Source organism: Paenibacillus sp. S-38, from assembly GCF_049942825.1.
Lineage (GTDB): Bacteria > Bacillota > Bacilli > Paenibacillales > NBRC-103111 > Paenibacillus_G.
Genome location: NZ_CP187970.1, coordinates 2151150 through 2172432, shown reverse-complemented (window position 1 = coordinate 2172432; position 21283 = coordinate 2151150). Strand labels below are relative to the sequence as shown.

Here is a 21283-nt window from a genome sequence, read left to right as displayed (position 1 = left end):
TGTAGTGGGGATTCCTGTCATCCAGTAGTTTGATCGCTGGCGATTCCACCGATTCTCGTCCAACCGGTTGTTTGAAATATACCGGATGGGTTGATAACTCAAGAAACCTACCGACGAGATTAGGAAGCATGTTCACATTTTTTTCCGAATAGTCTAATACAGTGGTAGTAGTTGAACAACTGAAGGATGTGAGTCCCGATACCGAAACCGTCGCAAACCTTCATGAGGGGTACGATATTCTTGTCCGCCGCCGCTCTCATCAACCGCATCTTAGGTTTAATCAGCGGTATGTTCGTAGCCCGGGTGCTGGGTGCCGAGGGGATCGGCCTGTTGATGATGGCCCATCCCCTGGTTCCGCTGGTGATCACCATTACGGAGCTCGGCCTGCCTGTCGCCATCTCCAAACTGGTCGCTGAGGCCGATGCCCGCGAGGACCGGACCAAGGTGAGACGGATCCTGCACGTCTCCTTATTCGTTACCGGATTCCTGAGTGTCACGCTGACGACTCTCTCTCTTCTTGGCTCGGAGTGGATTGCTTCCCTACTTCTCAGCGATCAGCGAGCCTATTACGCCATGCTCGCGATTACGCCCATTGCGCCGATCGTTGCCGTCTCCGCGGTACTTAAGGGCTACTTCCGCGGGAAGCAGCGAATGCAGACCATCGCCGCCTCCGACGTATTGGAGAATACCGTGCAGATCGCATGTGTGCTGGCCTTGGTACACGTCCTGCTGCCCTACGGCGTTGCCTATGCCGCCGCCGGGGCTATGGCCGCCTCGGTGATCAGCGAGATCAGCTCTCTGCTGTTTCTGCTGGCAAGCTACAAGCTGCGCGGGGAAGCCAAACTGCCGGGCGAGACATGGGGCGCCCACCTTCGGAGGGGCCGGTCCACCCTCTCGGAGCTCCTTCGAATCGGCCTGCCGACTACCGGGAATGGGTTGATTCACTCGCTCTACGGCGCCTTCCAACCGCTGCTCATTACGACCAGCCTGGCTGCTGCCGGCGTAAGCACGGCGCTAGCCACCAAACAGTTCGGGATGATTGCCGGATATGCTTTCCCGCTGCTCTTTATGCCCAGCTTTATCACGCAATCCCTCTCCACCGCTCTGATCCCGGCCATCAGCGAAGCGGCTGCCAACAAGAACAGCCTGCTCATGCACGAAAGAATGGATCAGGCTTTGCGCCTGGGCTTTTTGATCGGGGCACCGGCCACTGTCATCCTGTACGTTTGGTCCACGCCGCTCACTACGCTCATTTATAACGCGCCGGAAGCCGGCCATCTGTTGAAAATCCTGGCGCCGATGTTTTTCCTCCATTATTTCGATGCGCCGCTGCATGCCATCCTGCTGGGGCTTGGCCGTGCGAATGCCACCCTATGGAATTACATCATTACAACGGTGTTCAAAGTGGCTGCGATCTATGTGCTTGGCAGCGAGTTCGGCATTGTCGGCATCGCTTTCGCGCTGGGCCTCAGCATCGTGCTCATCACGGTACTCAACTTTAACTCCATCACCGGCAGCATCGGGTTCTACTGGGATATCCGCCCCTATGCGAGGGGCACATTTGCCATGATCATCATGGTACTTTGCGGGCATTGGGGTATCCGGTATCTAGATCACTTGGCCCTTCCCATGCTGTGGAACACCCTCGGTTCCGTCGTCTTCTCGCTGCTCGTTTATTTCGCCGTATTGTCCTTTACCATGGCCTGGAGTCGGAGAAGCAGAAGAATTCTTTCATAGTGATAAGCTCGACCAGCCCCTATCCTACCGTAAGCTTAGGCCTGAAGTACGCGATGGAGATTACCGCTTTTTACCGGCCGCTCTCTTATCCAGGGCGGCCCTTTGCGCATTGGCTGACAGGAAAAGACCGCGACTTCGACGCATGTGACCAATAGATGTGCTTGTCCTCCGACTGGCTGGCAAACGATCACTGCACCTTTTCGTACCACTCTCTGGCGCGCCTGGTCACCTCGCCGCCGCCGGATGCATACCACTTCTCCACGAACTCTTCGAACTTACTGATCGGGTACTGCCCGAGAATAATCTTGGTCGCATACTCCACATACAGCGTGCGGTTGTTAATGTCCGGGAAATCCGCGTAGATGCTGGCGGGCAGGCCGTCTCCGGCAATATTCTTACTGTAGATTTGGGCCTGCTCCATATTCCGAATCGTCTGGTCCACGCTCCACAGTCTGTCTTCCGATGCCGCACCTTTTAGCAGTTTAGTGGTGAAATCCAAGGTGGCAAGCTCCTGCCAGGGATGCAGCAGCAGGTTCTCCTGCGTCCTCTTATCATCCGGGAGCCGGATCGCCCTGCCGTCCTTCAGGGTATAATGCATGCCTTCGACACCCAAATACAATGATTGCCAATTGCGTTTATCGTACAGGTTGTTCAGCAGCTTTAACGTGGCCATCAATCTCGTCCTGTCCTTGTTGTTCTTGACGACCCACTGCGGGTTCCCCACCTTCTTCTTGCTGTAGAAGCCCTGATAGCCGGGTACTTCAGGCACAGGCATGACGGAGAAATCCCCCTTCACCCCCGTGTTCTTGTACAGATTATCCAGATACAAGTGGGTTTGTTCCAACCAGTGGTAGTAGCTTCCCACCCTGTCCCCCTGCACTTTCCCATCCCACTGCAGCTTGTCATTGAGAAGCGATTCCTTATCCAGCAATCCCTCCTGATGCAGCTTCGACAGGAACGCCAAGGCCGCTTTCATATTCGGCGTTACCGCGGAATAGGTCAGCTTGCCATCGTACAGATCCCAATCCGGATAGCCTTCGATCATAGCAACACCGTACATGGCAAACAGATGATCCATCCAGCGCACTTCCTGCCGGCCGCCTGTCGGAATTTCGTCCTGTTGTCCATTGCCGTTGGGATCCTGATCCCGGAAGGCCTCCAGCACCTGGACATACGCTTCTTGTGTTGTAGGCATCGATAATCCCAGTACTTCCAGCCAATCCTTGCGGACCATGGCAGCGTACCTGCCGTAGTCCATGACGATCGGGATATAATAGATTCGCCCCTGGCCGGTGGGGTCGTTCGCCTTCACGACATCCCAAACATCCTTCGAGATGCCCTGCCAGACATTCGGTGCATAGGCCGGCAGCAGCTCGGTCAGATCCGCTATCGCTCCGTTCTTGGCCAGATTGGATTCGATCCCCTGCCAAGGCAGGAACAGGTCGGGCATTTCACCGGCAGCGATCTTCAGGTTCAACCGGTTCTGGTAGGTCGTGCCCCCATTCCATTCCACATACGGACTAATGATGCCGACGCCCAGCGTCTTCTTATACAGCTCATACAGCCTGCTGCCCTTCTCGATCGGCCTGTATCCGTCATTCGTCCCCCAAACTTCCAGATCGATGACCCCCTCCGCTGCAGGTTCGACGGCACTCGGGTCAGAGGGAGCGTCCGCACTGCCGCTGCAGCCGGACAGGACGATCATTACAAGGGCGCAGATGGCCGCGAGCCCCCTAAGCTTGTGGATCACCATCCCAGCCCCTCCCTGCTGCGGTTAACGATCTGCCACTTGGTCATGGGTCCGGCGGCGGTATTCACTCGGCTTGCAGCCCGTCGATTTCTCGAACAACCGGGAAAAATACTGCGAATCCGAGTAGCCGACGGCCTGGCAGATCTCATATACTTTCTGATCGGTCATCGCAAGCAGTTCCTTCGCCTTGTTCATCCGGATCTGAACCAGATAGTTCAAATACGTATCTCCCGTCTTCTGCTTGAAGAGCTGGCTTAAGTAATAGGGATTGATGTAAAAGCGGGCCGACAAATCCGCCAGGGAGATGGGTTCGTGGAAATGCTCCTCCACGTAGGCCTTGATCTCTGCAATCGTATCTTTCTTCCTTGATAACGCATGCTCGTTTCGATAATACTCCGCGTAGGGACTGACAGCTCCGGCCCCCTTCCCCATGCTGAAGGTGAGTGCGTGCCGGGCTTCCTCGAAGGACAATCGAATGTCGACGGCCTGTTCCTTCACCGTGCCGACACCGGCCGCCATGGACAGCTGCAGCTCCTGCCACAATGCCTCCTTGAGACCGTGCAGAGCATCGACCAGCTCCCCGTACGCGATGCTTCCTTCCTCTGTGACAAGCACGGCTCCTTGAGCCGCGGTATACCGGAACGGGTAGACGCCTCCAAAGGCGCTGAATGCCCGGTCTACAAGGCTGAACACGGAATCAAATCCGATATCCGCGCCTGGATTCATAGGGCTGTCGAACTCCAGCAGGACACAAACGAAAGAAGTATGTGTGAGTGGAATATCGGCTGATTGAAGCAGCTCACGGACATAGCCCGGATTGTCGCCGCCTGCATCGATAAGGTCGCGCAGCGTATGCTGGAGGAGCACGCTCTTCAGGTTGTCAATTTGCTGCATGTCTCCCCGCTCCACCCGAATCTGCTCCATCGCTTCATAGACGCTCTCCCGCAGCTCTTCTTCCTCTACTGGCTTATTGATATAATGCTGAACGCCGAGCCGCATCCCTTTGCGCGCGTACTCGAAGTCCGCGTATCCGCTCAGCAGTATGTATTTCGCCTTACAGCCGGCCTCCTGCAGCATCGCAATCATATCCAGCCCGTCTGCATGCGGCATCCGTATGTCCGTGATGACGATATCCGGCTTACAGGCTTGGATCAGCTGTGCACCTTCCAACCCGTTGTAAGCCACGCCTGCAATTTCGCATTCCGGGATATAGCGGCCCATCAATTTCTGCAGACCGTCCACGATTCCTTTCTCGTCATCCACCAGCACGACTCTCATCCGAGGCACCGTCCCTTCCGTATCCTGACACCGTATGATGGCTTGGGATATGAATCTCGACCACTGTCCCTTTTCCTCTTTCCGAGCGGAACTTCAAATGATACGGATCGCCGTATTGCAGCTTGATGCGTTCGGCGATATTCTTAAGCCCAAGACCTTCGCCGCTGCGTTCATCCAGCTGCTCCAGCTTGTGTTTATCAGACTGCGCCTCTTCCAGCATGGCGGCCAGTTCTTCCTGCTTGTCCCGCGGCATCCCCATCCCGTCATCGATAATCCGGATGACAATCCCCCCCTGCTCTGTCCAGAAGCCTTCTATTCCAATGTTCATGAAGTGGCTGTAGTCCCGGAAGCCGTGGATCATGCTGTTCTCCACAATAGGCTGGAAGACAAGGGGAATGATGCTGCACGCGAGCATGTCCTGCGGCAGACGGATCTGGAGCCGGAAGCGGTGGTCGAACCGGATATTTTGCAGGTCCAGGTAGTTTTTGGTGTATTCCAGCTCATGCTGAATCGAATGAACCCTGCCTTCCTTGCCTAACGTCAGACGGAACATGCGGGCGAGGATTTTGATCATATGCGCAATCTCATCTTCTTCCTTCACGAGCGCCTTCATCCGGATGGATTCCAACGTATTGTACAGCATATGAGGATTGATCTGGTTTTGCAGCGCAAGGAACTTCGCCTGACGCTGCTTGATCTCCGCCATGTACACGTTCTCGATTAAGGTTCGAATCGTGACGATCATCTTGTTGTAGCTGTGAACGAGGCTGCCGATCTCGTCGCGGGAATGGGCGCTGTCAATGGGCACATACTGCCCGGCTTCCGCCTGCTTCATGCTGCGGCGCAGCCGTTTGATCGGATTCGTGATCGCGTAGTTCAGACCAATGGACACGAGGGCCATAATGGCAAAGCCGGCCAAAATGACGAAGGCGGTGACCGTTTGGATTTGCCGGATCCTCAGCATCAGCTTCTCCCGGGGGATCATCGTCGTAATCGTCAGCTTCCCCAGATTCACATTTCCTGATATGACAATACTCTCCTTGCCGCCAACCTCCTGCGAGTATCGATCCCCCGCATTCAGTACATCCTTCCAGGTTAACCGGCCGGTAGCCGCATCGGAATGATAGACGGGCTCTCCGGATCTGCCGCTAATGATCACGCTGATATCGTATTTGTCCCGGGCAAGCACGAATTCGCGGTTGGGAGTCATCAGCGTGAACGGGTCCAGATCGATGAGCAGCCATCCCGCGAACGCCCCATCATACGTGAACAGCTTTCGGCCCACCGTAGTGATGGCGCCTTCCCCATGATCCTCATAGTAAGCTCTGTCGTGCAGACCCGTGACAAAAAACGCATCCTCCGAGTCCCCCAGCCGTTTATACCAATCCTGCGACAGCAGCGCTTCTTCATCCACGATGCTTGTTGTATTCGTATAATAATACAAGGTGTCGTCAGGACCTATCAGCATCACAGTACCCATCTCCGGCTTGAGTAAAGCAACCCGCATTAACATGCGGCGGACCATCTCTCTCTGATTGATCTGCTCAGCCATAGTCATGTGCTGACGATCCCTTAGACCGGATATAAGATCGTTGTCGACGAGTACGGTCTTTGTAATCTTATCGTATTCCTGCATAAGCAGGTCGAGCGAATTTTCGATTTGAGAAGTATACAAGGCTGCGAATTCCTGGGAAGAATCTTCCAGACCGGCCACCGATTGATTGTAGATAATAACGCTTACAATAAAAACAGGAATCGCGCAGCCGAGGAGATACCCTCCCATCAGTTTATTCTGAAGCTTCATATTTCCGATCGTTGAAAGGAGTCTTCGCATCCAACTGTTGTGGTCCATATCCCGATACGCTGCACCTCTTTCAACCGATGTGGTCTATGACTGGGAGAGCTTCATAAAACAAGTGCGGCAATCCGGGCGGCCGTGATGGACGCATGAATTACCGCATCTGATTTGGATATGTCTACATACTATCACAAGATCTGCAGTTTTCTCTACTCTACCCTTCGCATCGCTGCGTATGAAACCTCCCGCTGCCTGTTTCGTGAACAGGCATCAGCCTTTGGACTGCTGATAGGATGCGTTGAACTCTTCGATGACTTTGGCACCGCCTTCGGACTTCCATCGCTCCACTTCCTTCTGGAAGCCTGCTTCATCGATATTCCCAAGAATATACTTGTAGGTGGCATCCTTGATGATTTGGCCAAGCCGGTCCTTCTCTTGGGTATAGGTCGCAGAGTCAAGCATAATCGTCGGGTCGGCTACCACATGCTTTTCGTTATCCAGGTACAGCTGGTCCGCTTTGTTATTGACCGGATAGTTGGACTGCCCTCCCAGGCGGCCGTTCGTATCCGCTTCTCCGAGCTCCAATGTTTTATAAGGGCTGACTTCCTTGTCGATCTTGGCCTGATCCGCAATCGGCACGGCCACTCCGTCTTTCGTCGTATAATGCTCCCCTTCGATGCCCCAGATGAGCAGGTTGGAGATCTCAGGCGACATCATCCCATCCAGCACGTTCAGGATGCGCTTCAGTTCTTCTTCCGTCTTGACCGCCGACTTCGGGAAGAGCAGAGGATGATTGTAGCCGGCGGTGGACCAGACGGTGAATTCGCCGCCTGGACCTTTGATTTGGTTCTGCACATCGAACTGCGCTGTCGCATTCGACTTCACGGTATCGGTATGCAGCGGCAGCACATCGCACATGCATCCGATATAGGCGCCGGCTTTTCCGCTTTTGACGAGATTCTGCTGATCGACCTTACTTGTAACCGGGAAATCCAGGTTGATATAGCCTTTGTCCCGCAGGTCCTTCATATAGTTCATGGCGCTCCTATACTCCGGGAAGGTGAACGCAGGCATCAGCTTGCCATCCTGAAGCCCCCATTCATTCGGAGTGCCAAACCAGGAGGCGATCGTCTTGAAGGCACCGAAAGCAAGGTCTCCCCGGTCAGCAAGTCCCATCGTATCCTTCTGACCGTTCTGGTCGGGGTCATTCTCCGTAAACTGCTTTAGCATGGTATACAATTCATCGGTATTGGTCGGTGCAGCCAATCCCAGACGGTCAGCCCAGTCTTTGCGGAAAATAAGCCCTTGGCGGGATAAGGGCCTGCCTTGATACAGCGAGTAGAGCTTGCCGTCGACCTTCATATTGTTCAGGATCTCATCCTTTAACTTGCTCAGATTCGGATACTGCTCCAAGTAAGGCCCGATTTCCCAGTATTGGCCGTCCTTAATCGCGTCACGGTTGGCCCCGGTCAGCGAATAGATAGCCACATCCGGCAGATCGCCGGTAGCGAATGCCGCATGGAGCCTTTCTTCGAAGGTTGTGCTCGGAATCCATTGAATCTCGAGCGAGGCATTCAGCTTTTCTTCCAGGATCTCTTCGATTCGGGGATGCGGTGTCTCTGCCTGATGAAGAGGCACCATAAAGGAAACCGTTAACGGCTTGCCTTCCTTGCCGGCCGCTTCACCTTCAGACTCCGGCGGCGCGCTGCAAGCCGTGAGAGCAATGGTCATCACAACTAACGCTGCGATGCCCCGTCTGTTGAACCTCACCATGAACTCAACTCCCCTTCCTGTGTGACGGCCTTCGATATTCCGCCCGAAGCCGGCTTCCTCATTCGCTTCCCTCCTGCTTCGTCATGCAGACCGTCTCGGCCGGCAGAACGGAGACGAAACGGTAGGTACCCGAGCCAATCCCGTATATCTCCCCGGCTTCCTCTACGCTAAGCTTCTCACAGCCCTTTATCTTCTCTTCGGCCGCACCAAGCCGCACATCATCGATCTTAACAAGCCTTCCCGGAACAACCACCTTGGCCTTCGTCCCCGGTGGAATGGTAACCTCCAGCCTGAATCGTTCGCCCTTCCGGTACCAGCTTACGCGAATCTCGCCATAGAGCGATTCGTAAGCGGCGCGCACGTACTGAAGCCCGCCTCCCGGATGAGGCCGGATGATCGTTCGGGCGAAGCCGGGGGCATCTGGATCGGCCTCGATGCCCGCCATATACCGGTACATCCATTCCCCCACCGATCCGAGCGAATAATGGTTGAACGAATTCATGCCTGGCGTCTGGAACCCCTTCTCCTCCGTCCAGCCGTCCCAACGCTCCCAGATAGTCGTGGCGCCGTGCCTGATCGAATACATCCAGGACGGGAACTGCTCCTGCCTCAGAAGGCGGTAAGCGATATCTGCCCTCCCGTGATCGGTAAGCGCCGGCAGCAGATACCCTACGCCCAGGAAGCCCGTCGTCAGCCGGTCGCCGCTCGCTTGGATCTTCGCGACGAGCCGGCGGATGGCGCTCTCCCGCAGAGGCTCTGTCAACAACCCGAAGGAAAGCGCAAGCGCGTACACCGTCTGCGTATCGCCATAGATTGTACCGTCCTGCGCGACGAAGGCGCCGCGGAAGGCGGCGGTGATCTTCTCATACAGCGCGCCGCAGCTTCCGGCATCCTCGTCATGCCCCAAAATGGCCGCAATCCGCGACATCAGCAGCGCATCGTAGGCGAAGTAGGCCGTCGCCAGCACTTCGTTCGGCGTGTTCTCGCCAATGGACAGCCAATCGGCGTAATTCGCATACCCCGGCCTCACCAGACCATCGGTCGTCCCTTCCAGATAGGCCATCCATCGCCGCATCGATTCGTAATGGGTCGATAGAATCCGCGTATCGCCGTACATCGTATACAGCGTCCAAGGAATGATGACGCCTGCGTCCCCCCACCCCGAGTTATCCGGGGCGAACCAATTCAGCCGCTCATTCCACATCTTGTGCCGAATCCATCCGGCATCCGGAGCCACGTCGGTGAAAGCACCCGATGCCTGCTGACAATCCGCGATATCCTGCATGTACTTGGTGAAGAAGCGGGAGACGTCCATATTGTATGATGCGGTACGCGCGAAGATCTGCGCATCTCCCGTCCAGCCCAAGCGTTCATCGCGCTGCGGACAGTCGGTCGGGACGGACAGGAAGTTGCCCCGCTGTCCCCACACGATATTGCGGTATAAGCGGTTAATCATGTCGTCGGACGTCTCGAGCGTTCCCGTCACCGGCGTATCCGAATGAACGACCTTGCCTGTGATCGTGCCCAGATCCGCTTCCCCTTCGAATCCGATCAGCTCTACATAGCGGAAGCCGTGGAAGGTGAAGTGAGGCTCATAGCGCTCCACTTCCCCCGTTCCTCTGCAGATGTAGCAGTCCTGCTGCACGGCTTTGCGCAGATTGTCCAGATATAGCGTGCCATCCGGATTCAGCATCTCGGCATGGCTGACGACGATCCGGTCACCGGGCTTCCCTGTCACGGCCATCTCCGTCCAACCGACCATGTTCTGCCCCATATCAAAGATGAACGTTCCCGCCTCGGTACGCCTGACCGAAACGGGCTTCAGCACCTCCAAGATGCGGATCGGCGGCTCCAGCGAGGCGGTCAGCATGCCGTTATAGCCGGGGCGAACCTCAGGTGTATCCCAGCCGGAGTCGTCGTATCCCGCCTCGTTCCACCCGGTTAGCTCCAGCCGGGCGTCGTAGCTCTCGCCTTTGATCATATCCGAATACCGGATCGGACCGTCCGACGTCCGCCAGCTGCCGTCCGTCGTCACCATCTCCCTTCGTCCGTCCTTGTATTCGATTGACGCTTGCAGAAGGAAGAACGGCCGCTTCCCGTAGACATGCCGGCCGAGGAACCCGACCGTACCGGCGTACCAGCCGTCCCCGAGGACGGCGCCGAAGACATTGCCGCCTTCGTGCAGCGAATCTGTAATATCGTACGTCTGCACCTGCACCCGCTTCTCGTAATCCGTCCATCCCGGTGCGAAACAGCCGCCGATGCGAGCGCCGTTCACGTACAATTCATATACGCCGAGAGCCGTCGCATGCACCAGCGCACGCTTGATGCTGCCCTGCGCGGTGAATGCTTTGCGGAAAAATGGACTTGGCTGCAGGCTTCCTTCCTCGAGCAGCTCTGGTTTTCTTCCGATCCACTTACTTTTCCATTCCCCGCACTTCAACAGCCCCATCGTCCATTGAGCGGCCGTGCTCCACGCCGAGACGTTCCCTTCCCGATCCCGCACGCGCGTCTTCCAATAATATGTACATTGGGATTGAAGAGGCAGGCCGGCATATTCGATATGCGCCATCGCAGAGGACTGTACCATCCTGCTGTCCCACAGATCGCCTAGGTCACGGGCCAGCTTCTCCTCGCTCGAGGCGACAAGCACGTGGTATGCGGTCTGCTCGAAGCCGCGTTCTTCGGCTTCGATTCTCCAGGACAGCCGCGGATGAGGCGTATCCAGTCCCAGCGGATCAACCAGATATTCCGTACGACAGCCTACGACTGAGAAGTACGGGTTCATGTTCATCCCCCCTTAGTTGACACGTTGAATCCGGACGGCCGTATACAGCTGATCCGGAAGCTGAAGCCGGCTGCGGCCGCGAAGCGTATGGTCCAGCTTGGTTACGGTCATCTCCCAGGTATCGATGATCTCGGCAGTGAACTCTGCGTCCTCCGGCAATGGGATTTCCCTATAGCTGGGCCGGTGAATGCCGAAGTATTGGAGGTAGTACTCTCCTTCCAAGCCGATCGTCGGCACATCGTAGATGCCCGGAATCGGCTTGTATCCGGCAGGCGCTTCTTCGAGGATGGACTTTAGGAAAGCGATCCTCTCCGGACTTTGCCCGTACAGCCGGCCGCCCTTCGCCCACCAGATTTCGTTCTCCGGATGGGTATACGTCTCCCCATGCGTGCAGTAAGCGCCGCGCACGACCGACTCCCAGAACCGCCGGGTCATCTCTTCCGCCGTGATATTGCCCCAACGCTGCGGGAGATTGCCTTCGTAGCAGCATTCGTCGATGACGATCGGCTTGTGGTAATCTCTGCGCCAGATCGGGGGAAGCGTCACATCCCAGTGCTGAACGCTCAGATGCGTCACCCAAGGCTTCGCGTGATCATAGAACCGGACGCTCCCATGGTCATACATCCGCGTTCCGTTGTGTATCGATCTCGGGTGCCCGTACGGATCTTCTTCCTGCACGATTCGGAACAGACGGTCCCAATCGGCCGGCTTCTTCTCCTCCATAAAGTCGTATTCGTTGGCGAGCGACCACCATACATTACGGTATGCGGAGAGCCTCGCCAGCACATAGGACAAATAAAAATCATCCACCTCCGCGTCCATCCGGTCAAAGCCCCAATGTCCTTTGTCGTACGGATGGAAGAGAATCAGGTCCGCTTCGATGCCCAGCTTCTGCAGATCCAGGATCCGGCTCTCCAGCTTGGCGAAGAATGCGGGATCGAACCTCGTATGATCGAATCCCCCGTCCTCCCGGCGGGCGAACGGGAACGAATCGGGTTCTTCCGAGTTGAACGCGTAATGTTTCGGGAACACGCACATCCGGAGCTTATTGAAGCTGTTGTCCGCGAGTGTCTGCACCGTCTTCTCCTGCATGCCCTGATTCAGATGAATCCAGGCATAGCACGTCGTACCGAACGGGTGGAAGACGGTGCCATCCTCATGGGCGAACCGGTATTCGTCCATGACTCTTACCGGACCATGATTGCCTGCCGACGGAGGCGTACACACGAAGCTGCCGGAGAACCCGTCGAGCTCCGGAACCGCGCTGGAGGTCTCGAACCGCCATTCTCCCTGCCGATCCGGCATGAAGCGAATGCGGTATATGCCGCTACCGTCGTAGAATCCTGCCGTCTTTACTTCGCGGCCGCCGAAGCGGAAAGCGGCCTGGAGCGGAACATCCCGGTAAGGATTCCCTTGATCGGGACCCTCCAAGCGGAGTTCAAACACGCCCCATTGTTCCACCTGTTCATTTACCATGCTCATCTCGCAATGTCCACCTTTCTACCCTTTAATACCGGATGTTGAAATGCCTTCCACAAAATAGCGCTGTAAGGAAAAGAAAATCACCAAGCTGGGGATAAGGGACACGACCGACATAGCCATCATCGCCCCCCAATTGGACTGGCTGGAGGAGTCCAGGAACAGGCGCAGTCCGAGCGGCACCGTATACTTGGCCGGCGTATTCAGATAAAGAAGCTGGCTGAAGAAATCGTCCCACGTCCAGATAAAGGTGAATATCGCCGTCGTGATCAGCGCGGGCAGCGCAAGCGGCATCACGATCCGCCAGTAGATCTGAATCGGACCACAGCCGTCGATACGGCCTGATTCGTCCAGATCGCGGGGCAGCCCCCGAATGAACTGCACCATGAGAAAGATAAAGAATGCGTCGGTGGCCAGCAGCTTCGGTACCGTCAGCGGACTGAATGTATCCACCCAGCCGAGCTTGTGAAACAGCACGTACTGCGGGATGATCGTAACATGGTGCGGCAGCATGATCGTGACCATCATGAGCCCAAACCAGATGTTCTTTAAGGAAAAGTCGAGTCGCCCGAACGCGTAAGCCGCCATGGAGCAGGATACGAGGTTGCCGAGAACGGCCAGCAGGCACAGGATCATCGAGTTGGCCAGGAAGCTGCCGAAGGAAGTCCCGGAAATCCCCTTCCACCCTTTGGTATAGTTGTCGAGCGTCATCTCCGCCGGCCATAGCCGCAGATCGGAGAAGATCAGATGGTCCGGTTTGAATGAGCTTGAGATGAGCCACAGAATCGGGTACAGCATCAGGATGCCGAGCGCCATGACCAGCGCATGGACGAGCCAGGCCGTATGTCTGGGGTAGGCTTGCATTACGATTTCCCCCCATCGGCGTAATGAACCCAGTATCTTGAGGTCCCGAACAGGATTGCGGTGCAGCAGCCGATAAGCAGCAGCAGGATCCAGGCCATCGCTGAAGCGTAGCCCATCTCGAAATGCGAGAATCCCTTCTGGTACAAATACAGCGTATAGAACAGGGTTGAATCGATCGGTCCGCCGGTGCCGCGGCTGACGACGAACGCCTGCGTGAACGCCTGGAACGACCCGATCAGCTGGATGACGAGGTTGAAGAAGACGACCGGCGACAGCATCGGGATGGTGATGCTGAAGAACTTCTGGATCTTCCCTGCGCCGTCCACCTCGGCCGCCTCGTACAGATCCTGCGGAATCTGCTTCAGTCCCGCCAGGAAAATCACCATCGACGATCCGAACTGCCACACCGTTAGAGCAACGATAGAGTACAACGAGTACGTCGGATCGGATACCCAATCCGGCGCCTCGATGCCGAACGCACCGTGAAGGAAGAGGTTGAACAACCCGTCCGCTCCGAATATCTGCCTCCACAGTACCGCGATCGCGACACTACCCCCGAGCAGCGTAGGAATATAATAAAGCGTCCGGTAGAAGTGCAGCGCCCGCAGCCCTTTATTAAGAAGCATGGCGACGGCGAGCGCAAAACCGAGCTTCAGAGGAACCGAGACGAATACATACGTCAGCGTTACTTTCAGGGACTGGAGGTAGCGGGTATCCTCAAGGAACATGTTCTCGTAATTCGCGGTGCCCACCCACTTCGCGGGTGTCAACAGATCATACTGCGTAAACGACAAGTAGAGTGAGCTGATCATCGGTCCCAAGGTCAGAACGAAGGTGCCGAGAAACCAAGGCAGCAGGAAGAGGAAGGGAACCGCATTCTTCTTCCATAGCCTTCCTACATAGCTGTGAGTGCGCTGTGATGTAACCGTCTGCTCCACATACGGAACCTCCCCGTCTTCATGATTTGGATTTGGATTTGCTGACGGCAGCCGCAGCCGCTTTCACCGTCTCTGCCGCCGCTTCCGCAGCGGATGCCTTGCCGAAGGCGAGCTTTTGCGCGCTGTTGCGCAGCGCCGTGTCCCACTCCTGGATGTTCGGCATTTCCCGGTCCATTTGGCGCGAATGGTTGACCGCAACATCCAGATAATTGTACGTCTTCAGTGTGATCGAATCGGCACCGGCCTTTAGGGCATCGCGCACGACGGTGGAACCCGGAATTCCCCGGTCACTGCCCAGAATCTTGGTGGCTTCCGGGTCATTAACGAAAAAGTTGATGAGCTGGGCGGCTTCTTCCGGATGCTTGCTGTTTTTATTGATCGTCATGAACTGGCTTGGCTGGATCCACATGCCGTTCTCCGTACCGCCGCTCGGCAGCGGGACCATCTGCAGCTCATCCTTCATCGCCCCCTGGAAGGCGACGAACTGGTTTGACCAAATCACAAGCATCGCGAGTTTGCCCTCAACCAGCATGGAGTTGTCCGGTGTCATCTCCAAGTATGCGGCGGACTGCGCAGCTGTGGGAATGATGCCCTCCTGGCGGAAGCGGTTCCACATTTCAAACCATTTGGTTCCAAGCGCTTCGTCGAACGCGATTTCGCTGCCGTTATACAGCGCTTTGCCGTTCTGTCTTACGAAATGCCCCAGGTAGTGCGTGAAGCCGGATTGATCGGCGAAGGCGTAATACCCTTTGCCCAGCTTCCCGACGAGCTGTTTGCTGTAGGCCTCCATCTCTTCCCAGGTCCAGCCTGCATTCGGCGGTTCCATGCCGGCTTTCTTGATCAGCTCCGTGTTGTACACGATACTCAGAGCATTGGAGCCCATATTGATCCCATACTGCTTGCCGTCCAGCTTGCCCGTGGAGGCGATCTGCTCGTCGAACGTCCCGAGATCGATCGGTTTGCCGATGTACGGGTCAAGCTCCAGCAGCGTCCCGCGGGAGACATAGTCTGGGTAGTTGTTCCCCAGCTGAATGATGTCGGGAGCGTTGCCGCCGGCAACCAATGTGTTCAGCTTGTCCCAATACCCATCCGCACCCAGGAACTCCGCGCTGACTTGGATATGAGGGTTCTTCTGCTTGAAGAGATCGATGACCTTATTGGTCGCGTCATGCCGGGCCTGCGAACCCCACCACATGATGCGAAGCGTAACGGGGTCTTTCCCATCGCTCTTTCCCTCCTTCTCTGCAGAGGACTCGGACGATGCGGCAGGCTGCGACCCGCTGCCTGTGCTTGGATCGCCCCCACACGCTGCCAGAAGCATGAACGTACTGATGACCAGCAGTGAAGCAGGTTTTCTTCCGATTCTCATGTCTACAACCCCTCCCTATGGATAGCAGTTGATGCCGGGATTCAGCTCCTAACCCCGCAATCGGATTAAAGAATCCGCTTACATTTACTATACCTAAGGCATTCCCTTCGCTCAAAGGGACGTTATTAAGTTTCTACCGGGTCATTTTTTAGCTTTATCTGCTGTCCAATAGCCCCTTTGTCGACCCGTCGACCCCACGAAATAAAAAAAAGACAAGAGCCCTGCCATAGCCAGGAGGAATCTTGTCTTTTCTTCAGTCGGTTTTCTGTGCTTCAGCCAGCTCAGCCAGCCTTTGATCGATTTCCTTGTACCTCAGATGTTCACGTGGTAAGTTGTACGGCTATATCGAGAAATTGTTTAACGAGGACAGAGTTGTTATCCGTTCGCCAGGCGATGCTCATGTCTGCGAGCGGGGCATTCCCCTCGATGTTCACATACGCTACGTCCCGCGCATGAATATTCGCCGTTGAGCTTGGTACGATACTTATACCCAGCCCCGCCGCAACCATGCCGACGACGGTTTGTATTTCTTTCACATCCTGACGGATGATCGGGCTGAAGCCGGCATCACGACACTTCGAGAGGATATCATCGTACCAGCTCGGCCAAACCTCCCTCTCCACCAATATAAATCGTTCTGCCCTAAGATCGCCCATCGATACGGAAGAGCGCTGGGCCAGTGGATGCATTTTCGGGACGACCACGATGCAAGTCTCTTGACGAACGGATAAGAGCGACAGGTGCCGGTCCACGACAGGCGTTCTTACAAAGCCGATGTCGATGTCTTTCCTGCGAAAAGCCTCCAGCTGCATGGGAGTGGGCATCTCGTGAAGAACCAAATCCACATTCGGATACTGCTCCTGAAATACCCGAACAAGGTTGGGAAGAATATCGAATGTAGCCGATCCGACAAAGCCCAGCACTAACCGGCCGAGCATTCCCATCTGGGCCCTTTGAGCTGCCGCCTTTGCCCGCTCTAATTGGTTGAGGGCGTGGCGTACCTCTTGCAAGAAGACCTTTCCCGCAGGGGTTAGCTCTACATGCCGTTTCGATCTCTCGAACAGCAGGACTCCCAGTTCCTTTTCGAGCTGCAAAATCTGTTGGCTTAGTGGCGGCTGTGTCATCTGCAGCCGCATGGCCGCACGGCCAAAATGCAGCTCTTCCGCTACGGCAATGAAATATTCAATCTGACGCAGTTCCAAGCTAAGCTCCTCCGGATTAAGTCGATTTTCGAATGAATCATACGTTGTTTATATATTAGACGATAACTCCTTTTCATTGTAAAGTGTCGTTATCGAGGAATGCAGGTGCGGAAACCAGATGGGATAAGAAAGGATCTTTTCGATGAAAGCTTCAGTGGCTTTGTTGTGTCTTGTATGGGGATTTAACTTTGTGATCATGAAACTGGGCAATGGTGCGTTTCCTCCCGTCCTGTTTGCCGCGCTGCGCTTTTTGACCGGAGCCTCCGTGCTCCTTGGCGTGAGCTTTATAAAAAAAATCCCACTGCCCCATAAATCGGATTTGAAGTGGTTCCTCCTCTGTGGACTGCTCCAAACCACCCATTTTAACATTGCCATTCAAATCTCGCTGAATTTTGTCAGCGCCGGTCTTACCTCTGTTCTGACTTACAGTATGCCGCTTTTTCTATCGCTCATGGCGCATTGGTGGATTCCCGGAGAACAGCTGACGAGGAGAAAGACGGTCGGAATCGTGCTCGGCCTGGTTGGATTAGTGATCTCTATGAATATCCAATGGGGAGGCTCCTTGGGGGCTATCTTATTGGCGTTAAGCTCCGCGATTTCTTGGGCTGCGGCCAGCCTGCTGTTTAAATTGAAATTGCAGCATTGTGACAGCATTCAATACACCACTTGGCAGATGACGATCGGAGCGGGGGGATTATTGCTGTATTCTTTTTCCTTTGAGCATGGGGAATGGCATTGGGGGATCATGCCTGCCATTTATATTCTGTTCTCAGGGATTGTTGCCTCCGCCTTGGCGTTTGTGATGTGGAATCACATCCTGAGTCGTACGGAAGCAAGCAAAGCATCCATATCGTTACTGCTTGTGCCCGTCGTAGGTGTCATTTCCGGATACCTATTTCTGAACGAAAGTTTACAAATCGTGACATTGGCCGGATCTCTACTTGTACTGGCAGGCATATGGGTTGTAAATAGTAAAGGCTTTCACAGTGTAAAATAATAAGAAATTCCAAGAAGGAGCAGCCGCGGCATGCTCCTTTCGTATGTTTCACCCTCATTACATCGTTTTCCCTTTTCAAGAAAAATGCCGGGCTATATTCGTTAGGTATTCCACTTCATCCGTATGCTCTTTCATATGAATGAGCATCTTGGCATCTTCCCCTACTACATACCGGAATTGATTGGTACCGTCTGTGGCCGCTCTGTATATGGTTTCGGCGACAATTTCCGGAGGGGAGGCGTATGACGGGTGTTTCTCCATCTCACCCAATTTACTCCGAAATGCGGTAGTAAATGACTTATAGTCTGTTAAGGCATCATCAAAAAAGAACTCCATCGATCTTCCGCCAAAGTCCGTTTTAATCGCACCTGGTTCAATCAATTTTACTTTGATGTTTTGTGATGCTAATTCGTAAGACACCGACTCGGAGAAACCCTCCACAGCAAATTTGGATGAATGATACAGAGACATCGTGGGAAAGGTCACTCTCCCGCCCATCGAAGAGATATTGATCAATAGACCTTCTTGATGGGATCTAAAATGCGGCAGCATGGCTTTCGTCATACGGATCAGACCAAAAACGTTCACTTCAAACTGTCTTCTAATCTGCTCTTCCGTAGCCGCTTCGATAAGACCCATTGTTCCATACCCAGCATTATTAAGTAGTACATCAATTTTACCAAACCGCCCAATCGCTTCCGCTACCGCAGTTCGAATGGTATCTTCTTTCTCAACATCGAGCCTAAGCACTAATACATTATGTAAGGAAATGAATTCCGTTTCCCGTTCGGGTGAGCGCATCGTGGCCGCTACGTTCCATCCTCTTTGGGCAAAATGGTTTACGGCAGCTCTGCCAATGCCCGTTGAAGCACCCGTGATAAATATGGTTTTCGTTTTCATAACATTCCTCCTAAACGTTTTGGGAGCGTTACATCATCAACATGTTGGTACAAATTTCATTTCGCAATCGTTCGGATTCACTACGTTCAGCCCTGCTCTTGCACCAGCTTCTCCAGGCGCACCACCCCCTCGGCAATCGTTGTCAGTTTAGCCTTATACTCTTCAATCCCAATTTGGATGCAGATGATCTGGGCCGGATGCATTTCATCTTTATAAAGCGAATATTGCCCAAGCAATTGATCCAGCTTTTTTTGTGATTCCTCTTGGGCTTGCTTCAACCAACTAATCACCTTGTCATACCCGACGAATTCACCAAAATAAAGCCTCATCATGAAGTCGGATTTTCGGATACTGTCCCCCTCCAGCGGGGCTAATAAATAAGCGTTAAAATGATCTCTTCCTTTAGGCGTTATATATAAAAGATTTTTGTTAGGCTTACCGTCCTGGAGCACATTTTCCTTAGTGATCAACCCCTCCTTTTCCATTCGGGCAAGTGTAGGATAAATCGTTCCATAGCTGGAACTGTAGAAATTAGAGAACACGCCCTCCAGTAGCTGCTTTATTTGGTATCCGGTCAATGCTTCTTTCATAAGCATGCCTAAAATAACATCCTGACTGTTCAATAATTGATCTCCTTGTCATGATAGAAATATTTGTATATTGCCACTGACCACAATATATCAGACCAATATATATCGTGTCAATATATACATTAAGAAGGTATCCTTTTTCCTGGGAAGCGCGAAATTCGACGACGTAATTTGGGAATCTGTGGGAAATGAGCATATCAGAAAACGAATGTATCTAAAACATGCGATGTACTCTCCGCGTGCTGTCCGGTGCATATCGAAAAAGGCACCCCATCGGGCAATGTCATTAAGTTAATCTCAAAGACAAGATCGGAAAATGAATCTGAAACGGCATGGGAAAAGCCCTGTGCCGTTTGTCTTTTGTTACAAGACTGAAAAATGGTACAGCAAACAAACGGATGACGATCCGCTAAAAAAATGTTCATATGAATCGAATTATGCTACTCTGTAGACGAAGCTGACAGCTGATTTATAGCGGATTTTGCGCGTGTTCTTTTGTCCCGGGCGAATGGGTCGAATCGGCAAAATGTTTTTGCGAATCAGCGCTTCAACATCGAGCGGGGGTTCATCACCTCCGGAGCGCAAGAATTGTCTACAAACGTGAACGGCAACCGTGAAATTGACTTGATATTGATGCCGTTTATCCATTTGCGAATGACGACGTGCGAGGTCATCATTTCAGCGAAGTTGTAGAGAATCATTCTTGCATAAATCTCTTGGGTGATGAACGCTTGCTTCTTTGCGTGGAAACTCGTCAGACCAACCGTGTATTTTAATGCCCTAAACGAGGTTTCAATACCCCATCGCATGCGATAAAGGGACCTGAGTTCATCGGGCGGGAAGTCCGCGGCAGAAAGATTCGTAATGACGGTTTCATAGGCGCCGTCAGGCAGGACGAAACGAACAACCCGAAAAGATAGCGGGTAAATCATGTTCTCATGAGCATCCAAAAAATCAAATGTGGAATTGGATGGAAGGAATTTGTACCCCGGATAAGCTTTGAACGCTTTGGTTTGTTTTCTGGTAAGTGTCAGATGAATGTCCCGATCAAACTCTCCGCTAGCGGGCAAACGTAAGCTAGACAGAATACCACTGGAATCCAAATCCTTTACCCGAATGACGTAGTTCCACCCAATACGTTCAATATGCGCGAAATTGTTGTAGCTTTCATAGCCTCTGTCCGCAATCACAATGGTTTTGCTCTTGATGGGTGAACGATCAACCATGGTCGCTAGTGCCCTTCCCTCGTTAATTAGCCTTTTTGGCTGGACAAGAGCATCCACGTAAAGTCTGTTGCATAGGTCGTACGCTGCGTTCAAATGCAGAAGGTTATAGCCTTTCGTGTTGGGTTGACTTTGAAAGTAGCTGTTCTTCTCAGCCGGATCCGTTGCGATATGTAAATCCGAACCGTCAATGGCAAGTAATCGATACCCGCGGTAATCCTTAATATCCTTATACGTTTGAGTGAATTTGTGAAATAAGCATTCTACAGCAGACGGCAAAATTTTATTGCGTTGTTGGACAAAAGCGGAAGTTGATGCCGTGTTTACGTTATAACCTTGCGATTCCAAGAGCTCCTTGTATATGCTGTTTCCGCCCATAGAGATCAGAAGTTGCATCATCGTTTCGAAGGACAGCTTTTTCTTCCGGGTAAAGTCTATTTCAGGGTTTTTGACATAAGGCGCTGGTGCCGCTGACATCTCTCGAATGAGAGTTGTCAGCGTTTCTTTTAGTGAACTCGCGTAAGCATGCATGGGCGAAACCTCCTCGTTTTTTCAAGGGACTTCGCCACACATTTCCAACTGCTTGTCAAGGCTTAT

15 protein-coding genes are annotated in these 21283 nt (G+C 53.7%); 2 read left to right on the top strand and 13 right to left on the bottom strand.

What is annotated here, in order from left to right; translation table 11 throughout:
* Window positions 1–222: 222 nt before the first annotated feature.
* Window positions 223–1737 carry a stage V sporulation protein B gene (spoVB, locus tag ACP26L_RS10385; protein ID WP_426452451.1) on the top strand — a complete coding sequence of 505 codons (1515 nt, stop codon included), beginning with the start codon at window positions 223–225 and terminating at the stop codon, window positions 1735–1737.
* Between the two features lie 187 nt (window positions 1738–1924).
* Here the strand turns inward: spoVB and ACP26L_RS10380 are convergent, their stop codons facing one another.
* The 10 genes from ACP26L_RS10380 to ACP26L_RS10335 form a co-directional block, all read right to left on the bottom strand.
* Window positions 1925–3490: an extracellular solute-binding protein gene (locus ACP26L_RS10380; RefSeq protein WP_426452450.1), complete on the bottom strand. Its 1566-nt coding sequence runs from the start codon at window positions 3488–3490 to the stop codon at window positions 1925–1927.
* 21 nt (window positions 3491–3511) lie between these two features.
* Entirely contained in the window at window positions 3512–4765 is a 1254-nt protein-coding gene (locus tag ACP26L_RS10375) for a helix-turn-helix domain-containing protein (protein WP_426452449.1), read from the bottom strand.
* Entirely contained in the window at window positions 4743–6569 is a 1827-nt protein-coding gene (locus ACP26L_RS10370; RefSeq protein ID WP_426452448.1) for a cache domain-containing sensor histidine kinase, read from the bottom strand. Before ACP26L_RS10370 ends, ACP26L_RS10375 begins: the two co-directional genes overlap by 23 nt.
* 264 nt (window positions 6570–6833) lie before the next feature.
* The gene (locus ACP26L_RS10365) at window positions 6834–8336 is read right to left on the bottom strand and encodes an extracellular solute-binding protein (RefSeq protein WP_426452447.1); all 1503 of its coding nucleotides are present in this window, start codon (window positions 8334–8336) and stop codon (window positions 6834–6836) included.
* Between the two features lie 58 nt (window positions 8337–8394).
* Window positions 8395–11124, bottom strand: coding sequence for a family 78 glycoside hydrolase catalytic domain (locus tag ACP26L_RS10360; RefSeq protein WP_426452446.1), 2730 nt, complete (start codon window positions 11122–11124; stop codon window positions 8395–8397).
* A gap of 12 nt (window positions 11125–11136) precedes the next feature.
* Window positions 11137–12606 (bottom strand): DUF5060 domain-containing protein, encoded by a 1470-nt coding sequence (locus ACP26L_RS10355; RefSeq protein ID WP_426452445.1) that lies wholly within the window; start codon window positions 12604–12606, stop codon window positions 11137–11139.
* Between the two features lie 18 nt (window positions 12607–12624).
* Window positions 12625–13467: a carbohydrate ABC transporter permease gene (locus ACP26L_RS10350; protein WP_426452444.1), complete on the bottom strand. Its 843-nt coding sequence runs from the start codon at window positions 13465–13467 to the stop codon at window positions 12625–12627.
* Window positions 13467–14405 carry a carbohydrate ABC transporter permease gene (locus ACP26L_RS10345; protein ID WP_426452443.1) on the bottom strand — a complete coding sequence of 313 codons (939 nt, stop codon included), beginning with the start codon at window positions 14403–14405 and terminating at the stop codon, window positions 13467–13469. The genes ACP26L_RS10350 and ACP26L_RS10345 overlap by 1 nt, the downstream gene beginning before the upstream one ends.
* Before the next feature lie 19 nt (window positions 14406–14424).
* On the bottom strand, window positions 14425–15774 hold the full coding sequence (locus tag ACP26L_RS10340; protein WP_426452442.1) for an ABC transporter substrate-binding protein: 1350 nt from the start codon (window positions 15772–15774) through the stop codon (window positions 14425–14427).
* 320 nt (window positions 15775–16094) lie between these two features.
* The gene (locus tag ACP26L_RS10335; RefSeq protein ID WP_426452441.1) at window positions 16095–16976 is read right to left on the bottom strand and encodes a LysR family transcriptional regulator; all 882 of its coding nucleotides are present in this window, start codon (window positions 16974–16976) and stop codon (window positions 16095–16097) included.
* A gap of 142 nt (window positions 16977–17118) precedes the next feature.
* Between ACP26L_RS10335 and ACP26L_RS10330 the strand changes: the two genes are divergently transcribed.
* Window positions 17119–17973, top strand: coding sequence for a DMT family transporter (locus tag ACP26L_RS10330; protein WP_426452440.1), 855 nt, complete (start codon window positions 17119–17121; stop codon window positions 17971–17973).
* A gap of 75 nt (window positions 17974–18048) precedes the next feature.
* Here the strand turns inward: ACP26L_RS10330 and ACP26L_RS10325 are convergent, their stop codons facing one another.
* The 3 genes from ACP26L_RS10325 to ACP26L_RS10315 all read right to left on the bottom strand — a co-directional run bounded on the left by ACP26L_RS10325 (window position 18049) and on the right by ACP26L_RS10315 (window position 21217).
* Complete coding sequence (locus ACP26L_RS10325; RefSeq protein ID WP_426452439.1) at window positions 18049–18873, bottom strand: SDR family oxidoreductase; 825 nt, start codon at window positions 18871–18873, stop codon at window positions 18049–18051.
* A gap of 86 nt (window positions 18874–18959) precedes the next feature.
* Window positions 18960–19496, bottom strand: coding sequence for a PadR family transcriptional regulator (locus ACP26L_RS10320; protein ID WP_426452438.1), 537 nt, complete (start codon window positions 19494–19496; stop codon window positions 18960–18962).
* Window positions 19497–20002: 506 nt separating this feature from the next.
* Window positions 20003–21217 carry an IS4 family transposase gene (locus tag ACP26L_RS10315; protein ID WP_426452437.1) on the bottom strand — a complete coding sequence of 405 codons (1215 nt, stop codon included), beginning with the start codon at window positions 21215–21217 and terminating at the stop codon, window positions 20003–20005.
* Between the last annotated feature and the right edge of the window lie 66 nt (window positions 21218–21283).

Excerpts from the sequence above, each read along its gene's own strand:
- ACP26L_RS10340 (WP_426452442.1), bottom strand. The coding sequence starts at position 15,774 with ATGAGAATCGGAAGAAAACCTGCTTCACTGCTGGTCATCAGTACGTTC.
- ACP26L_RS10360 (WP_426452446.1), bottom strand. The coding sequence starts at position 11,124 with ATGAACCCGTACTTCTCAGTCGTAGGCTGTCGTACGGAATATCTGGTT.
- ACP26L_RS10375 (WP_426452449.1), bottom strand. The coding sequence starts at position 4,765 with ATGAGAGTCGTGCTGGTGGATGACGAGAAAGGAATCGTGGACGGTCTG.
- spoVB (WP_426452451.1), top strand. The coding sequence starts at position 223 with ATGAGGGGTACGATATTCTTGTCCGCCGCCGCTCTCATCAACCGCATC.
- ACP26L_RS10330 (WP_426452440.1), top strand. The coding sequence starts at position 17,119 with ATGAAAGCTTCAGTGGCTTTGTTGTGTCTTGTATGGGGATTTAACTTT.
- ACP26L_RS10365 (WP_426452447.1), bottom strand. The coding sequence starts at position 8,336 with ATGGTGAGGTTCAACAGACGGGGCATCGCAGCGTTAGTTGTGATGACC.
- ACP26L_RS10315 (WP_426452437.1), bottom strand. The coding sequence starts at position 21,217 with ATGCATGCTTACGCGAGTTCACTAAAAGAAACGCTGACAACTCTCATT.
- ACP26L_RS10325 (WP_426452439.1), bottom strand. The coding sequence starts at position 18,873 with ATGAAAACGAAAACCATATTTATCACGGGTGCTTCAACGGGCATTGGC.
- ACP26L_RS10350 (WP_426452444.1), bottom strand. The coding sequence starts at position 13,467 with ATGCAAGCCTACCCCAGACATACGGCCTGGCTCGTCCATGCGCTGGTC.
- ACP26L_RS10355 (WP_426452445.1), bottom strand. The coding sequence starts at position 12,606 with ATGAGCATGGTAAATGAACAGGTGGAACAATGGGGCGTGTTTGAACTC.
- ACP26L_RS10380 (WP_426452450.1), bottom strand. The coding sequence starts at position 3,490 with ATGGTGATCCACAAGCTTAGGGGGCTCGCGGCCATCTGCGCCCTTGTA.
- ACP26L_RS10370 (WP_426452448.1), bottom strand. The coding sequence starts at position 6,569 with ATGAAGCTTCAGAATAAACTGATGGGAGGGTATCTCCTCGGCTGCGCG.